Raw genomic sequence first — 15,696 nt, 5'->3', positions numbered from 1 at the left:
AGCGGAAGGACGGGAGGCCCGCCCTACGCCCGGCGGCGCACCCGCGGGTCGACCACGGCGTAGACCAGGTCGACGACGACGTTCGCGGTGACGACCAGGAACGCCGAGAACACCGTGAACCCGACGACGACCTGCAGGTCCAGCGTGTGCACCGCGTCGATGAGCAGCGCGCCGAGCCCCTGCATCGAGAACACCTTCTCGGTGATGACCGCGCCGCCGAGCAGCGTGCCGAGGTCGAGCCCGAACAGCGTCACCACGGGCAGGATCGCCGTCCGCAGCCCGTGCCGCACGACGACCTGCCGCTCGCGGAGGCCCTTCGCGCGGGCGGTCCGGACGAAGTCCTGCCCCATCGCCTCGAGCATCTCACCACGGGTCAGGCGGGCGTAGATCGCGGCGCTGATGAACGCGAGCACGCACCACGGCAGCACCAGGTGCGTCAGCCAACCGACCGGGTCCTCGGTCAACGGGACGTACCCGCTGGTCGGCAGGATCCCGAGCACGAAGCCGAACAGCAGGATCGACAGCAGCCCGATCAGGTACGCGGGCGAGGACACCCCCGCCACCGCGACGGTCATCACGGTGCGGTCGAGGGCCGAACCCGGACGGAGCGCCGAGGCGGTCCCGCCGAGCACGCCCGCGACGAGCCAGAGGAGCGCCGCACCGATCGCGATCGAAGCCGTGACGGGCAGGCGGTCGACGATGAGCGTGGTGACGCTCTCGTGCAGCTGGAACGAGTAGCCGAAGCAGGGTGCGGCGCACTGCACGGCCGAGACACCGCTGCCGAACGAGCGGCCGGTGAAGATCCCGCCGAGGTAGGCCGTGAACTGCAGGATCCACGGCTTGTCGGTGCCCAGGAACGCCTGCACCTGCGCCAGTCGGTCCGGGGTGCAGGGCTTGTCGCAGATCGCCCGCGCCGGGTTCGTCGGCAGGAGCATGAACAGGGCGTAGGTGATCGCGGCGACGACGAGCAGCACGACGACGGCACCGAGCACCCGGAACAGCACGAAGCGGAGCGCGGTCATCGGCTGCCTCCTCTCGGGTCGAGGGCGTCGCGGAGGGCGTCGCCGAGCACGTTGAACGCCAGCGTGACGAGGAACAGGGCGGCTCCCGGGAAGACGAGGTACATCGGGTCGGTCTGCACCCACCCGACGGCGTCGCCGATGCTGCGACCCCACGACGGCGTCGGCGGGGTGACGCCGACGGCCAGGAAGGACAGCGCGGCCTCGGCGCCGATCATGGACGGGATCGAGATGGTGGCGTAGACGGTGATCGTCGCCGCCAGGTTCGGCAGGAGCTGGGTGCGGATGACGTGCCAGCGGCCTGCCCCCATCGCGGTCGAGGCGACGACGTAGTTCCGTTCCCGGAGCGACAGGGTCTGACCGCGGATCACGCGCGCGACCGCCGGCCAGCCGAAGAACCCGATGACCAGGACGACCAGGACGGGCTTCGGGAACGAGGTCGGCACGATCGCGGTCAGGGCGATCATGAACACCAGCGACGGGAAGCCGAACATCACGTCGACGACCCGGCTGAGCACCCGGTCGTACCAGCCGCCGAAGAACCCGGTGGTGACGCCGACGAGCACGCCGATGACGAGCGACAGCACGGTCGCGGCGAGCCCGATGCCGAGCGAGGTCCGCGCGCCGTAGGTGACGATCGCGAACAGGTCGCGGCCGGTCAGGGGCTCGACGCCGAACCAGTGCGCCGCGCTCATCCCGCCCAGGGAGCCGCGGGGGGCGCCGAAGTCGTTGAGGGCCCCGACGTTGTACCCGTACGGGTCCTGCCCGCTGATCCCGGCGATGAGCGGTGCCGCGAGGGCGACCACGACGAACACGGCGATCACGACCGCGGACACCACGGCCCAGCGGTCACGACGGATGCGTCCGACGACGGCACGGAAGCCGGTGCCGGAGCCCGGGGCCGGGCGGACCGGACGCTCGACGACGTTCGCGGTCATGCGACCACCCCTTCCCACTCGCGCCACGCTCGGCGGCGTTCGGCCTGTCGGGCCGGGTCGGCGACCGGTGCGGCGGCGAGCAGCATGCGTGTGTAGTCCTCCTGCGGGTCGTCGAGGACGGCCTGGGTCGTACCGTGTTCGACGATCCGCCCGTGGTGCAGCACCGCGACCCGGTCGGCGAGCTGCCGGACGACGGCCAGGTCGTGGCTGACGAGCAGGCACCCGAACCCGAACTCGACCTGCAGGTCACGGAGCAGGTCGAGCACCGCGGCCTGCACGGTGACGTCGAGCGCCGAGGTCGGCTCGTCGGCGATGAGCAGCGCCGGCCGGAGCGCCAGTGCCCGCGCCACGGCGACCCGCTGCCGCTGCCCGCCGGAGAGCTGGTGCGGGAACCGCTCGGCCCACGACGGATCGAGCTGCACGGCCTCGAGCAGTTCGCGGACGCGTGCCGGTCGGTCGGCGTTCGGCTCGTGCACGAGGAGCGGCTCGGCGATGCTCCAGCCGATGCTCTGCCGGGGGTTCAGCGACGAGGCGGGGTCCTGGAACACGATGCCGACGCGCTTGCGGATCTCGCGGAGTCGACGGCCGCGGGCGGTGCGGAGGTCCTGCCCGTCGACGTCCACCGTGCCCTCGACCACCGGGACGAGGCCGGCCAGGGCACGGCCGATCGTGGTCTTGCCCGAGCCGGACTCCCCCACGAGGCCCAGGGTCTCGCCGGCGTGCAGCTCGAGGTCGATGCCCGACACGGTCGGTGCGCCGCGGCGCGAGTACCGCACGCCGACGTCGCGCATGCGCGCGACCAGCGGCCGGGAGGCACGCGCCGCGTCGTCGAGCGGCGCCGCGCCGAGTCTCGCTTCCGCGGACAGATCGCGGCTCTCGAGGGCCGCGTCGTGTCCGCCAGGGCGAGTCTCGGCGGAGGCGCCGTCCGTGGCGGGGGTGGGACGCGCCTCCAGGGCGGGCACGGCGGCGAGGAGCGCTCGCGTGTACTCGGCCTGCGGGTGGGCGAACAGGTCGACGACCTGGCCGTGCTCGACCGGGTCGCCGCGACGCATCACGAGCACCTCGTCGGCGACGTCCGCCACCACACCCATGTCGTGCGTGATGAGCAGCACCGCGAGCCCGCGGTCGCGGCAGAGGGTCCGGAGCAGGTCGAGGATCCCGGCCTGCACGGTGACGTCGAGGGCCGTCGTCGGCTCGTCCGCGATGAGTGCGACCGGGTCACCGGCCAGCGCCATCGCGATCATCGCGCGCTGCAGCTGGCCGCCCGAGAGCTCGTGCGGGAAGGCCTTGCGGATCCGCGACGAGTCGTCGATGCCGGCGGACCGGAGCAGCTCGTCGACCCGGGCAGACACCCCGGCGCGGTCGAGGGTGGTCGGATGTGCCCGGACGGCCTCGGCGATCTGGGTCCCGATCGACAGCACCGGCGTGAACGAGTTCATCGGTTCTTGGAACACCACGCCGATGCCGGCGCCGCGCACCTGGCGCAGTTCCTCGACGGGTGCGCCGACGAGCTCCTCGCCGCGGAACCGGGCACTGCCCTCGACCCGCGCCTGCGGCGGCAGGAGTCCGAGCACGCTCATCGCGCTGACGGACTTGCCGGAGCCGGACTCTCCGACGAGCGCCAGGACACGTCCGGGCGTCAGGTCGAAGGAGACGTCACGGACGACGGGCTCCGCGTCGCCGAACGCGACGCGGAGCCCCCGTACTTCCAGGATGGGATCGGTCACTGCTCGAGCGAGACCTTGAGGTAGTTCGGGTACGCCGGGAAGTCGGCGATCTGGAAGTTGTCGACGTCCGAGCCGGCCAGGAACGACTGCTTGGCGTACATCAGCGGGACGACCGGAGCGTCGGCCATGATCGTCTTGTCCGCCTGCGCCCAGATCTTCTGCGCGTCGGACTGGTCGACCGTGGCGCTGGCCTTCGCGATGAGGGCGTCCACCTTCGGGTTGCTGTACTTCGAGACGTTGTAGCCACCGCCACCGATCTGCGACGAGTCGTAGAGCGGCTGCAGGTTGGCGTTCGCGCTCGGGAAGTCCGGCTGCCAGCTCGACAGCGACAGGTCGAAGTCGGTGCCGTTCGTGGTGGCCTGCGTGAACGAGTCGTAGTCGAGGGGCTTCAGCGTCACCGTGATGCCGGCGCGCTTGAGACCGGCCTGCAGTGCCTGCGCCTGGGCGAGGTACGTCGGGTCGTTCTGCGTGACGAGCGTCAGCTTGAGGTTCGAGACCCCGGCCTGCTTCAGCAGCGACTTCGCCTTGTCGACGTCACCCGTGGCGCTCGTCTTGTAGAGGTCGTAGTCCTGGCGACCGGCGATGCCCGGCGTGATCAGCGTCGACGCGTAGGTGCCGGCGAGGGCTCCACCCGCGGCGATCCGGAAGGACTTGCGGTCGACCGCGTACTGCAGGGCCTGACGGACCTTGAGGTCCTGCAGCTCGCCGCGCTGCGTGTTGATCGCCATGTAGCTGATCGGGCCGGCCTTCGACGTGGCGAGGCGGTCCTGCGCGGACGGGTTGCTCCGGACCTGGTTGAGCTCGGCGGCACCGAGGTAGATCGCGCCGAACGAGCTCTTCGCGTCACCGTTGTCGGCGATCAGCGTCTGCGTCATGGTGGACGGGTCCTGGCTCTCCTTGAAGACGATCTTCGAGGGGCCGGCGGTGCGCACGTCGTCCGTCTTCGCGGACCAGGCCTTGTTGCGGACCAGGGTGACCTGTGAGCCCTGCTGGTTCGACTGCACCTGGTACGGGCCGGACGCGACCGGCTTGAGGTCGTAGGCGCCGGTGTCGGTGCCCTGGCCCTCGGGGACCGGGGTGAACGCGGGCATCGACGCGAGCCACGGCCAGTCGCCGTACGCGTCGTTCAGCTTGAAGACGATGGTCTTGTCGTTCGGCGTCTCGATGCTGTCGAGGCTCTTGCCCTCGAACGGACCCTTGTAGTCGCCGCCGCCGACCAGGAGCGACTTGTGGTAGCTCAAACCACCGGACAGGGTCGGCGCGAACGAGCGCTCGATCCCCCACTTGATGTCCTTCGTGGTGATCGGCGTGCCGTCCTGGAACTCGACGCCGTCCTTCAGCGTGTAGGTCCAGGTCTTGCCGCCGTCACTGGCGACACCGGTGTTCGTGGCCAGGTCCGGGACGACCTTCGCGGTCTTGCCCGGCTCGACGTCCCAGGTGGTGAGGCGACGGGCGACGAGGCCCATCGACGTGATGCCGAGGCTCTGGCTCGTCGCGGGGTCGAGGTGGAACGTGGTCTGCGAGGTGAGGATGTTGAGCGTGCCGCCCTTGTCCGTCCCGCCGCTGGCGTCGTCGGAGGCGTTGCCGCCCGAGCAGCCCGTGAGGACCAGGGCCGCTGCGGCGGCGACTGCCGCGGTGATGGTCAGGCGCTTCGGACGTCTCATGACGACGGGTCTCCTTGTTCGGGGGTGCCGGGTGGGCGGCGTCCATCCTGGCACCGCGCCCGGATCCGTTCCGAATCCCGAGCGTGCGGGACGACGCACAACGAAACACTCCAAGTCGTCGGCGTCGCCCGCCATTCCCGAACGGTGGTCGCGATCTGGAGACCGTCGGGTATTGCGGACGCGGCTCAGCGGTCGAAGAAGTCGCCGATCCCCGGCCACTGGAAGCCCTCGCCGAGGTTCCCGACCTGTTCGCCGAGTCCGCCGAGCGCCTGCTCCCCCTGCGCCGCCACGCCCTCCACGCTGCCGCCGAGGTCACCGAGACCGCCGCCCACTGTGTCGCCGAGGCCGGCCGCGACGCCCTCGAAGTCCACGCCGAGGTCCGCCGCCTGCGCGAGCACCGGTCCCGCGGCCGCGCTGAGGACCGCACCGCCGGCGACCGCGACCGCGAGACCGCCGACCGCCAGGGCGCCGCCGCCGATCGCGGCGCCGCCGAGCACCTTCCGCATGGTCCCGGGACGGCTCGTCTCGCCCCGTGTCGCGGTCCGGGCGAGACCCGCCGCGGAGGCATCGGTCCCCCGGTCGTGCTGCGGCAGTTCCGCGTTGAGCCGCTGCAGGACCTGCTGGCGCTGCTCCGGGGTGAGTCGGGCGAACGCGTCGTGGTGGGCCTGCTCGAGCCGCTCGGGATCGGCGGTCTTCAGCAGGTAGTCGTACTTCGCGATCGCGACGCGGTCGGCCTCGCTCGATGCGCCGGGACGGGCCTGGTGGTTGCCGACGGGGCGCTGCTGCTGGCGTCCGGACGGCGACTGCGCGGGCTGTCCGTGCGGCTCCGCGTGCGGTTGCGTGCTGCGGTCGTCGCCGGTCAGCTTGTCCGCCGCCGTCCGGACCAGTCCCCGCCAGTCGGTCCCGCCCGGACGAGCCGGCTGTCGGTACTGCTGCACGCCCCCGGACTGCTGCCCGCTGCCGGGCTGCTGGCCGGAGCGCTTCTGGAGTTGCTTGTCGATGACCTTCGAGGCCATGCCGAGGATGCGGTTCAGGTTCGCCATGCCTGACCTTTGCGTCCGCACGTGCACAGCCCCGGCGACGACCCGGTGGAACGGCGGTGCAGTCCCCGGGCATCTCCTGTGAACAGCGAGAAAGGCACGCCTGCGCTCGCGCCCTGACCATCGTCACTCCGTGTCGACGTCTTCCGGCACCGTCGATCCGACGCCGCCGACGTCGTCTCGGTACGGGCGCCGGAGCGGCGCGGTGAGTTGCCAGGCGATCACGCCGCAGAGCCCGACGGCGCCGAGCAGGACCAGTGCCAGGAACGGAACGAGATGCGATCCGATGACGTCCATGCCGTTCCGCCCTCCGAGCTGTGGTGACACTGGAATACATGTATCACGCCGGTAGGCTGGCCGTCGAGCGCGGAACCGCCGGACCGCGCTCGGAGCGAACGAGTGAAGCCCGGGACTGCAGGAACAGTCCCGGGCTTCGGTTCGCTCTCCGAGTGGAGGGCCAGGGGAAGACACCGTTCCCCGAGTTCAGCACTCGGGAAGCAGTGTAGCCGAGCTCGCTCGGCGGCACACCCCTGGCCTGACGCTCCTCGTGTCCGCCGGCGATGACACCAGGAGGTCTCGATGTCCCACGACGACGAGCGCCGGCCCAGGCGTCAGGTCCCGTGGCTGGGGATCGCGAGCTTGCTCGTGACCCTCGCCCGGTTCCTGCACGACCTGAGCCGCAAGGGCCAGTGACGAGGGCGCCCCGCACCGCATCCAGCGGCGCGGGGCGCTCCCGTCCGGCGGGGTCAGCCGAGCACGCGGTCCAGGAACGGGTTGCGGAAGCGCCCCTCCGGGTCGAGGTCCCGCGCCAGGGCGGCGAACGCCCCGAGCTGCGGGTAGACCTGGTGCAGCCGCTCCGGGCTCGCCGACGCGACCTTGCCCCAGTGCGGCCGGGGTCCGAACGGCGCGAGGGCCTGCTCGATCAGGGGCAGCGCGACCGCGACGTCCTCGTTCTGGCGGCGGAACGTGAAGTGGAACGCGACCGAGTCCCGTCCGGAGCTCGGTGCGAGCCAGGCGTCGTCGGCGGCGATGCGGCGGATCTCGGACACGAACAGCACGGGGGCGAGGGCGTCCCCGATCTGCCGGAGCGCGTGGACCGCGGGGACGGCGTTGCTCGCGTCGATCATGTACTCGGCCTGGATCTCCTCGCCGGCCGAGGGCGTGAACGACGACCGGAAGTGCGGCAGCCGTTCGTGCCAGGGTCCGGGGACGCCGCCCTGTTCGGTGACGCCGGCGGTCTCGCTGCCGGGTACCGGGTGGATCGGTTCGGCCCCGGCGACCGCCCCGAGGGCAGCGAGGTCGACCACGGCGTCGTCGCGGTCCTCGCGCCGCTTGGTCCAGATCTGCCGGATGCCGTCGTCGGTGTAGCCGGTGAACATGCTGACGCTGTAGCCGGCGGACATGATCGACTCGAACTGCGCGTCGACGACGTCCCAGCCGAGCCCGGTGTGGACGGTCTGCGCGACCCGGTAGGTCGGTTCGACCGCCAGGTGCACGGCGACGACGACGCCGAGCGCGCCGAGGGCGACCCGGTGCGCGTCGAGCCGGGGGTCGTCCGCACCGACGACCTCGACGTCGCCGGAGGCCCGGACGATCTCGAGTCCGACGACCGACTGGGCGAGCGACGCGTTGCCGACACCGGAGCCGTGGGTGCCGGTCGCGACGGCACCGGCGACGGAGATGTGCGGCAGGGAGGCGAGGTTCGCGAGGGCCCAGCCACGGGCCTCCAGGCCGACGGCGACCTGGGCGTGCGTGAGTCCGGCGGCGACGCGGGCCACGCGCCGGTCGGAGTCCACGTCGAGTTCGGGCGGGAGGCCCGTCAGCGTCACCTGCACCGCGTCGGTGTCGGCGATGGTGTTGAACGAGTGCCGTGACCCGAGCGCCGTCAGGCGCGGGGTCGAGGCGACCAGCCGCTGGAGGTCGTCCACGCTCGTCGGTTCCGCCAGGTGGCTCGCCGAGTAGGTGACGTTCCCCGCCCAGTTGGTGCGGGTGTGGGCTGCGGTGGTGGTGTCGTCGTCGATCACGTCGCTCATGGTAGGCCTCCCGACCTGACTCAGAAGCCCCGGTCGAGCCGGTGCCAGGTCTGCTGCGTGCGGACCTCGTCGCGGAAGCCGCGCACCGTGGTGTGCTCGTCGATGACCAGGAACTCGGTGCCGATCATGGTGGCGAGGTCCTCGAGCACCTGGATGCCGACGGCGGTCGTCATCACGGTGTGGTGTGCGGCACCGGCGGTGAGCCAGGCCTCGGCCGAGACCGGGAACGAGGGCTGCGGCTCCCAGACGGCACGGCCGACCGGCAGGTTCGGCAGCGCCTCGGTCGGCGGGACGACCTCGACGACGTTCGCGGTGAGGCGGAAGCCGTCGCGGGTGTCGCTCAGGGCGGCGACGACCGCGGGGCCGGCGTCGGCGGTGAAGACCAGGCGCACCGGGTCGTCCTTGCCGCCGATGCCGAGCGGGTGGATCTCGAGCGTCGGGGTCGACGACGTCAGGGTCGGCGACACCTCGAGCATGTGCGCGCCGAGGATCTTCTCGGCCCCCGGGGTGAGGTCGTACGTGTAGTCCTCCATGAGCGAGGCACCACCGGGCAGCCCGGCACCGGCGACGTTCATCGCGCGGACCAGGACGGCCGTCTTCCAGTCGCCCTCGGCGCCGAAGCCGTACCCGTCCGCCATCAGTCGCTGGACGGCCAGGCCGGGCAGCTGCTTGAGCGTGCCGAGGTCCTCGAAGTTCGTGGTGAACGCAGCGGAGCCGTTCTCGGCGAGCAGGGCGCGGAGGCCGAGCTCGATCGCGGCACCGTCGCGGAGGGCGCCGTGCCGGTCGCCGTCGCCGCGGAGCGACGGGTCGACGTCGTACTCCGCCTCGTACGCAGCGACGAGCGCGTCGACCGCGGCGGTGTCGGCCGTCGCGGCGTCCACGGCGGCGACGAGGTCGTTGACACCCCAGGTGTTGACCTGCACGCCGAGCTCGATCTCGGCCTCGGTCTTGTCGCCCTCGGTGACGGCGACGTAGCGCATGTTGTCGCCGAACCGTGTCAGCTTGAGCTCACGGATCGCGGCGGCTCCGGCGGCGGCTCGGGTCCAGTCGGCGACGCGCTGCTGCACGCGCGGGTCGGACACGTGGCCGACGGCGGTGGCGTGCCGGACACCCATGCGGGCGAGGGCGTACCCGAACTCGCGGTCGCCGTGGGCGGCCTGGTTGAGGTTCATGAAGTCGAAGTCGATGTCCGCCCAGGGCAGCGTGACGTTGGCCTGCGTGTGCAGGTGCAGCAGCGGCTTGGTCAGCGCGTTGAGGCCGCCGATCCACATCTTCGCGGGGCTGAACGTGTGCATCCACGTCGTCACGCCGATGACGTCGTCGTCCGCGCTGGCCTCGATGAGGGCGCGGCGGATGCCGTCGGCGTCCTTGAGGACGGGCTTCCACACGAGCTTCACGGGGACGTGCGGCGCGAGCTCTGCGTGCACGGCGCGGCTCTGTGCCTCGACCTGGCGGAGGGTCTCCTCGCCGTAGAGGCCCTGCGAGCCGGTGAGGAACCAGACCTCGTAGCGCTCGAGCGTGGCCTCGGGGTCGACGGCGTCCGTCGTGGTGGGGGTGTCCTGCGTCATCGCATGGCTCCTTCGGGGTTCTGTCCGTAGACGTTCTGGTATCGATCGAAGAGCCGGTCGACGTCCTCGGGCGCGATCGGCACGAGGTCACCGCCCTGCTTCGCGATGTGGACCGTGCGGGCGACGTCCTCGCACATCACGGCGGCCTTGACGGCGTCCTTCGCGTCCTTGCCGATGGTGAAGACGCCGTGGTTCTGCATGAGCACCGCGCGCGACCGGTGGTCCTTGAGCGTCGCGACGATGCCCTGACCGATCGAGTCGTCGCCGATGATCGCGAAGGGTCCGACCGGGATCGGGCCGCCGAACTCGTCGGCCATCGCGGTGATCACGCAGGGGATCTCCTCGGCGCGGGCGGCCCAGGCGGTGGCGTAGGTCGAGTGGGTGTGCACGACGCCGTTCACCTCGGGCATGTTGCGGTACACGAAGGCGTGCGCGGCGGTGTCGGAGGACGGCCCGTGCGCGTTGCCCCAGCCCTCGGCCGGGACGCCGTCGAGGGTGCAGACGACCTGGTTCTCGGGGGTCAGGTCCTCGCTGACGACGCCGCTCGGCTTGATGACGAACAGGTCGGTGCCGGGCACACGCTCGGAGACGTTGCCGCCGGTCCAGATGACCAGCCCGTAGCGGACGAGTTCGCCGTGCAGTCGGGCCACGCGCTCCCGCGCTGCGGCGACGGCCGCCGTGGTGGTGTCGTCGGTCATCAGTTCACGTCCTGTTCCTGCTGCTGTTCGGTCGGGAGGCTCGGTTCGGCTGCCGTCGTCGGCCCGCTCGCCGACGTGGTCGCGCTCGCCGACGTGGTCGCGCCGGGCGTCGGGGTCGCTCCGGGCGTCGGAGCCGCTCCGGGCACACCCGCTGCGATCGCCTGGATCGGCAGCGCTGTCCGGAACCGATCGAGGTACGCCGTGAACCCGTCGACGTCGCGCTGGTCCGGGTCGACGACGTCCGACGCCGCCGATCCGAACACGGTCGTGTCGAGGTACTCGGCGAGCGAGGTGCCGGCCGCGTGCTCGAGGTAGGAGGCGAGGACCGCGATGCCCCACGCCCCGCCCTCGCTGGCGGTGGCCTCGAGCGCGACGGGCACGCGGAGTGCGGCGGCGAGCTGGCGCTGCGGCAGGCCGGGCGTCCGGAAGAGTCCGCCGTGTGCGGTCATCCGGTCGACGGCGACGTCCTCGGCGTGCAGGACCTCCATGCCGATGGCGAGCGTGGCGAACGCGCCCATGAGTTCGGCGCGGACCAGGTTGCCGAGCGTGAAGCGTGCGTCGGGGGCGCGGAGGAGCAGCGGTCGGCCGTCCTCGACGCCGGTGACGGGTTCGCCGGCCAGGTAGTTGACGGCGAGCAGTCCGCCGGCGTCGGGGTCGGCGGTGGCGGCCTCGTCGAGCAGGGTGCGGAAGACGGTGTCGGCGTCGGTCGGGGTGCCGGCGGCCTCGGCGAAGCGCCCGAAGACCCGGGCCCAGCTGCCGATCTCACTGGCGCCGTTGTTGCAGTGCACCATCGCGACGGCGTCACCGGCGGGGGTGGTGACGACGTCGAGTTCCTCGTGCGGGGTGGACAGCGGCCGCTCGAGCACGACCATCGCGAAGATGCTCGTGCCGACGCTGACGTTGCCGGTGCGCTGGGCGACCGCGTTGGTGGCGACCATGCCGGTGCCGGCGTCGCCCTCGGGCGGGCAGAGCGGGGCGCCGGGCTGCAGGGTGCCGGTGGGGTCGAGCCAGGCGGCGCCCGCCGGGGTCAGGTGGCCGGCGTCCTGGCCGGCGACGCGGACCTCGGGCAGGAGTGCGCGGAGGTCGGGGACGCCGATCAGGTCCTGTGCGGTGTCGAGCATCCGGGCGTCGTAGTCGCCGGTGGCCGGGTCGATCGGGAACACGCCCGAGGCGTCCCCCACGCCGAGGACGTCCTGCCCGGTGAGCTGGCGGTGCACGTACCCGGCGAGCGTCGTGATGCCCGTGGTCTGCGCGACGTGCTGCTCGTCGTCGAGGACGGCCTGGTACAGGTGCGCGATCGACCAGCGGAGCGGGATGTTGAACCCGAGCGCGTCGCTCAAGGCCGCCGCGGCCGGGCCGGTCGAGGTGTTGCGCCAGGTGCGGAACGGCACGAGCAGCTCACCGTCGGCGTCGAAGGGCAGGTAGCCGTGCATCATCGCCGAGACCCCGACGGCGCGGAACGTCGTCGGCACCGTGCCGTGCTGCGCCTGCAGGTCGGCGACGAGTGCGGCGTACGCGGCGCGGACGCCGGTCTCGACCGCTGCCAGCGGGTAGGTCCAGCGACCGTCGACGAACTCGTTCTCCCACTCGTGGCTGCCGGCGGCGATGACCGTCAGGTCCTCGCCCACCAGACACGCCTTGATGCGGGTCGACCCGAGTTCGATGCCGAGGGTCGTGCGGCCGTCCGCGATCTCGCGGGTCCGGTCGTCGCTCATGGTGGGCCTCCTGCTCTCGCCGTCGAGTGAGCGCTCACACCGTAGCGCGTGAGCGCTCACCCGGACAACTCGTCGGGCCGCGTCGCCGCACAGCGCACCGGAGGCGGTCGTCCGCGTTCCGGAGCCGTCAGACGCCGACGGTGCTCTCGCGGATGACGAGCGTGGGGGCGACCGACGCCGACGCGGCCGTCCCGCCGTCGATCAGCGCCAGGAGCGCCTGCCCCGCGACGCGGCCGAGCTCCTCGAGCCGCAGGTCCACGGTGGTCAGCGGGGGTCGGCTCGCCAGCGCCATCACGTCCCAGTCGTCGAACCCGGTCACCGCGACATCGCCGGGCACCGACCGGCCGGACTCCCGCAGTCGGTCGCACACGCCTCGGGCGATCTGGTCGCTGCCGCACACGATCGCGTCGACGTCGGGCGCCTGGCGCGCGAGCACGTCCACGGCCTGTCGACCCCAGCGCTCGGACCACTCGCCGAACAGCGGCGGTGCCACCAGGTGCGACCCGAGCACCGAGGACGCACCGTCCGCCCGTCGGAGCGCCGACCGGTGCCGCTCCGGCCCGGTCACGACGGCGACCCGCTGCCGACCGAGTGAGCGCACGTGCGTGGCCACGAGTGCCGAGCCGGCGGCGTCGTCGAGGGTGATCGAGACGTCGGCCTCGTCGGTGGAGGGCGTGAAGGCGTAGACGACCGGCATCGACACGTCGATCGGCGGTCGGGCGTCGGCGGACCGCCCGGTCACGATGACGCCGTCGACACCGCGTGCCGCCAGGGAGCGCAGGTAGTGGGCCTCGCGCACGTGGTCGTCGCGGGTGTCGCAGAGCAGCACGGCCATCTGCCCAGCGGACAGCGCGTCCTCGGCGCCGAGCAGCACCGGGATCGAGAACCGACCGAACGAGTCCGTGGTGATCATGCCGACGGTGTAGGTCCGCCCCGAGGACAGCGCGCGGGCTCGGGCGTCGCCGACGAACCCGAGCTTCTCGGCGGCGTCCTTCACCCGCTGCCGCGTCGAGTCGCGCAGCTGACCGGTGCCGTTGAGCGCCTTCGACGCGGTGCCGATCGACACGCCGGCGAGCGCGGCGACGTCGGTGATGCGGGTCGGCGCTCCGGTGCGTTCGGCCGTCACGGCAACCGCCTTTCCGATGGTCTGGACGTTCGGATGATCATACGCAAGCCGGTGCACGGAGCCCTTGCGCGCCTGACGTCCGTGTCGTAACGTCCACCGCAGAAAGCGTTTTCCGAACCGGGACGATGCAGTCCGGGACGGCACCAGTCACATCGCAAGGAGGCGACATGACCACCACGCTCGCGACCGACCGCGGCGCGCACACCGCGACCCCGGTCCTCCCGACCGCCGATGCGCACCTCACGCTCCGGCCGTTGCCGACGGGGGACGCCCGGATCACCGGCGGCTTCTGGGCGCTCCGGCAGGAGCGCAACGGCCGCGACGCCGTGCGCGGCGCCCACGCCCTGCTCGAGGCCGCCGGCAACTTCCGCAACCTCCGCATCGCCGCCGGACTCGAGGAGGGCGAGGCCACCGGCCCGGTCTTCATGGACTCCGACGTGACGAAGTGGCTCGAGGCGGTGGCGTGGGAGTACGGCCGCGCGCCCGCCGACGACCTGCTCGAGCTGCAGCGCGAGGTCACCGCCCTGTACGCGCAGGCGCAGGCCGATGACGGCTACCTGGACTCCGTGCAGCAGGTCCGGGGGAAGGGCGAGCGGTACACGGACCTCAAGTGGAGCCACGAGATGTACTGCGCCGGGCACCTGTACCAGGCGGCCGTGGCCCAGCACCGTGCGACCGGGGACGACGCGCTGCTCGAGGTCGCGATCCGGAACGCCGACCACCTGGTCCGCACGTTCGGCGACGGCACCGCACCGGACGGCACGCCGAAGACCCGCGACGTCGACGGCCACCCCGTCGTCGAGATGGGCCTGGTCGAGCTGTACCGCGAGACCGGCACCCGCGCCTACCTCGACCTGGCGCACTGGTTCGTCGACGCCCGTGGGCACGGCATCATCGAGCGTGCCGGCGGCGAACCGACGTACTTCTCCGACCGGGTCCCGACCCGGCAGGCCACGACCGTCGAGGGCCACGCGGTCCGGGCCGTGTACCTGGCGGCCGGCGCGGTGGACGTCGCGATCGAGACCGGCGACACCGAGCTCCTCGCCGCGAGCGAGCGGCAGTTCGCCGACATGATGGCGACGAAGGCGTTCATCACCGGCGGCCTCGGCGCCCGCTGGGACTGGGAGGCGTTCGGCGACCCGTACGAGCTGCCGACCGACCGGGGGTACGCCGAGACCTGCGCGGCCATCGGCGGGGTGCAGTGGGCCTGGCGTCTGCTGCTCGCGACCGGCAAGCCCGTCTACGCCGACGCGATCGAGCGTCTGCTGTACAACGCGTTCCTCGCGGGCGTGAGCCTCGGCGGCACCGAGTACTTCTACGTCAACCCGCTGCAGCAGCGCGACCACGCCCACCAGGACGAGAACCGCTCCCCCGCGCACGGCCGTCGGGGCTGGTTCGACTGCGCCTGCTGCCCGCCGAACATCATGCGCACCTTCGCCAGTCTCGACGGCTACCTGGCGACCGCGACCGACGGCGGGCTGCAGGTCCACCAGTACGCGACCGCCTCGCTCGGGCCGGTCGACGTGGCGACCGGGTACCCGCACGACGGCCGGGTGCGCGTCACGGTCACCGAGGACGGACCGCTCGCCCTCGGACTCCGGATCCCGGCGTGGTCGGACACCACGACCGTCACGGGTCCGGACGGCCCGGCGAGTCCGGCGGCCGGCACGCTCCACGTCATCGACCGCGAGTGGTCGGCCGGCGACACCGTCGAGCTCGTCTTCGACACGACGCCGCACCGGTACGTCGCCGACGCGCGCATCGACGCCGCCCGCGGGCAGGTCGCCATCGAGCGCGGCCCGCTCGTCTACGCGGTCGAGCAGGCTGACCAGCAGGGCTTCACGGTCGACGACCTGACGGTGGACCCGGCGGCGCCGATCACCGAGGACCACCGGGACGAGCTGCTCGACGGCGTCGTCACGCTGCGGATCCCGGGGCGCGCGCCGGCCGAGCACGTGCAGCCGGCGTGGCCGTACCGGCGGCTGGACGGGCCGGGAGGGGCGGATCGCGCAGGCGACGCGACCAGCGTCGACGACGTGGCCGGTGCGTCGGACGCGACCACGGGCCTCCCGGGAGCTCGCGACGTCACCGCGACCGCCGTCCCGTACTACGCGTGGGCGAACCGGGGAGCCGCGCCGATGCGCGTCTGGCTCCCGCTGGCCCGGTGA

General features: G+C 72.2%; 12 protein-coding genes. 1 reads left to right on the top strand and 11 read right to left on the bottom strand.

Annotation, left to right across the window (positions count from 1 at the left end; translation table 11 throughout):
- Window positions 1-23: 23 nt before the first annotated feature.
- From JOD51_RS04520 to JOD51_RS04470, 11 genes are all read right to left on the bottom strand, one after another.
- Window positions 24-1,022 (bottom strand): ABC transporter permease, encoded by a 999-nt coding sequence (locus tag JOD51_RS04520; protein WP_111074753.1) that lies wholly within the window; start codon window positions 1,020-1,022, stop codon window positions 24-26.
- Window positions 1,019-1,957: an ABC transporter permease gene (locus tag JOD51_RS04515; protein ID WP_204607219.1), complete on the bottom strand. Its 939-nt coding sequence runs from the start codon at window positions 1,955-1,957 to the stop codon at window positions 1,019-1,021. Before JOD51_RS04515 ends, JOD51_RS04520 begins: the two co-directional genes overlap by 4 nt.
- Window positions 1,954-3,684, bottom strand: coding sequence for a dipeptide ABC transporter ATP-binding protein (locus tag JOD51_RS04510; protein ID WP_204607218.1), 1,731 nt, complete (start codon window positions 3,682-3,684; stop codon window positions 1,954-1,956). Before JOD51_RS04510 ends, JOD51_RS04515 begins: the two co-directional genes overlap by 4 nt.
- Entirely contained in the window at window positions 3,681-5,348 is a 1,668-nt protein-coding gene (locus JOD51_RS04505; RefSeq protein ID WP_204607217.1) for an ABC transporter substrate-binding protein, read from the bottom strand. Before JOD51_RS04505 ends, JOD51_RS04510 begins: the two co-directional genes overlap by 4 nt.
- A gap of 185 nt (window positions 5,349-5,533) precedes the next feature.
- A complete protein-coding gene (locus JOD51_RS04500; RefSeq protein ID WP_204607216.1) occupies window positions 5,534-6,391 on the bottom strand; it encodes a cation-transporting ATPase in 858 nt (285 codons plus the stop codon).
- A gap of 123 nt (window positions 6,392-6,514) precedes the next feature.
- Window positions 6,515-6,685, bottom strand: a complete 171-nt coding sequence (locus tag JOD51_RS04495; RefSeq protein WP_204607215.1) for a hypothetical protein — start codon at window positions 6,683-6,685, stop codon at window positions 6,515-6,517.
- A gap of 449 nt (window positions 6,686-7,134) precedes the next feature.
- Window positions 7,135-8,412 carry a D-arabinono-1,4-lactone oxidase gene (locus JOD51_RS04490; protein ID WP_307839394.1) on the bottom strand — a complete coding sequence of 426 codons (1,278 nt, stop codon included), beginning with the start codon at window positions 8,410-8,412 and terminating at the stop codon, window positions 7,135-7,137.
- A 29-nt stretch (window positions 8,413-8,441) separates the two neighbouring features.
- Complete coding sequence (gene araA, locus JOD51_RS04485) at window positions 8,442-9,989, bottom strand: L-arabinose isomerase (RefSeq protein ID WP_204607213.1); 1,548 nt, start codon at window positions 9,987-9,989, stop codon at window positions 8,442-8,444.
- On the bottom strand, window positions 9,986-10,687 hold the full coding sequence (locus JOD51_RS04480) for an L-ribulose-5-phosphate 4-epimerase (protein WP_204607212.1): 702 nt from the start codon (window positions 10,685-10,687) through the stop codon (window positions 9,986-9,988). The genes araA and JOD51_RS04480 overlap by 4 nt, the downstream gene beginning before the upstream one ends.
- A complete protein-coding gene (locus tag JOD51_RS04475; protein ID WP_204607211.1) occupies window positions 10,687-12,402 on the bottom strand; it encodes a xylulokinase in 1,716 nt (571 codons plus the stop codon). The genes JOD51_RS04480 and JOD51_RS04475 overlap by 1 nt, the downstream gene beginning before the upstream one ends.
- 127 nt (window positions 12,403-12,529) lie before the next feature.
- Entirely contained in the window at window positions 12,530-13,528 is a 999-nt protein-coding gene (locus JOD51_RS04470; RefSeq protein ID WP_204607210.1) for a LacI family DNA-binding transcriptional regulator, read from the bottom strand.
- Between the two features lie 167 nt (window positions 13,529-13,695).
- Between JOD51_RS04470 and JOD51_RS04465 the strand changes: the two genes are divergently transcribed.
- The gene (locus tag JOD51_RS04465) at window positions 13,696-15,696 is read left to right on the top strand and encodes a glycoside hydrolase family 127 protein (protein WP_204607209.1); all 2,001 of its coding nucleotides are present in this window, start codon (window positions 13,696-13,698) and stop codon (window positions 15,694-15,696) included.

Origin of the sequence: Curtobacterium herbarum, assembly GCF_016907335.1 — a bacterium.
GTDB classification, from domain to species: domain Bacteria; phylum Actinomycetota; class Actinomycetes; order Actinomycetales; family Microbacteriaceae; genus Curtobacterium; species Curtobacterium herbarum.
Note: the sequence above shows the minus strand (reverse complement) of the source record. Positions and strands in the feature narration are given on the sequence as shown.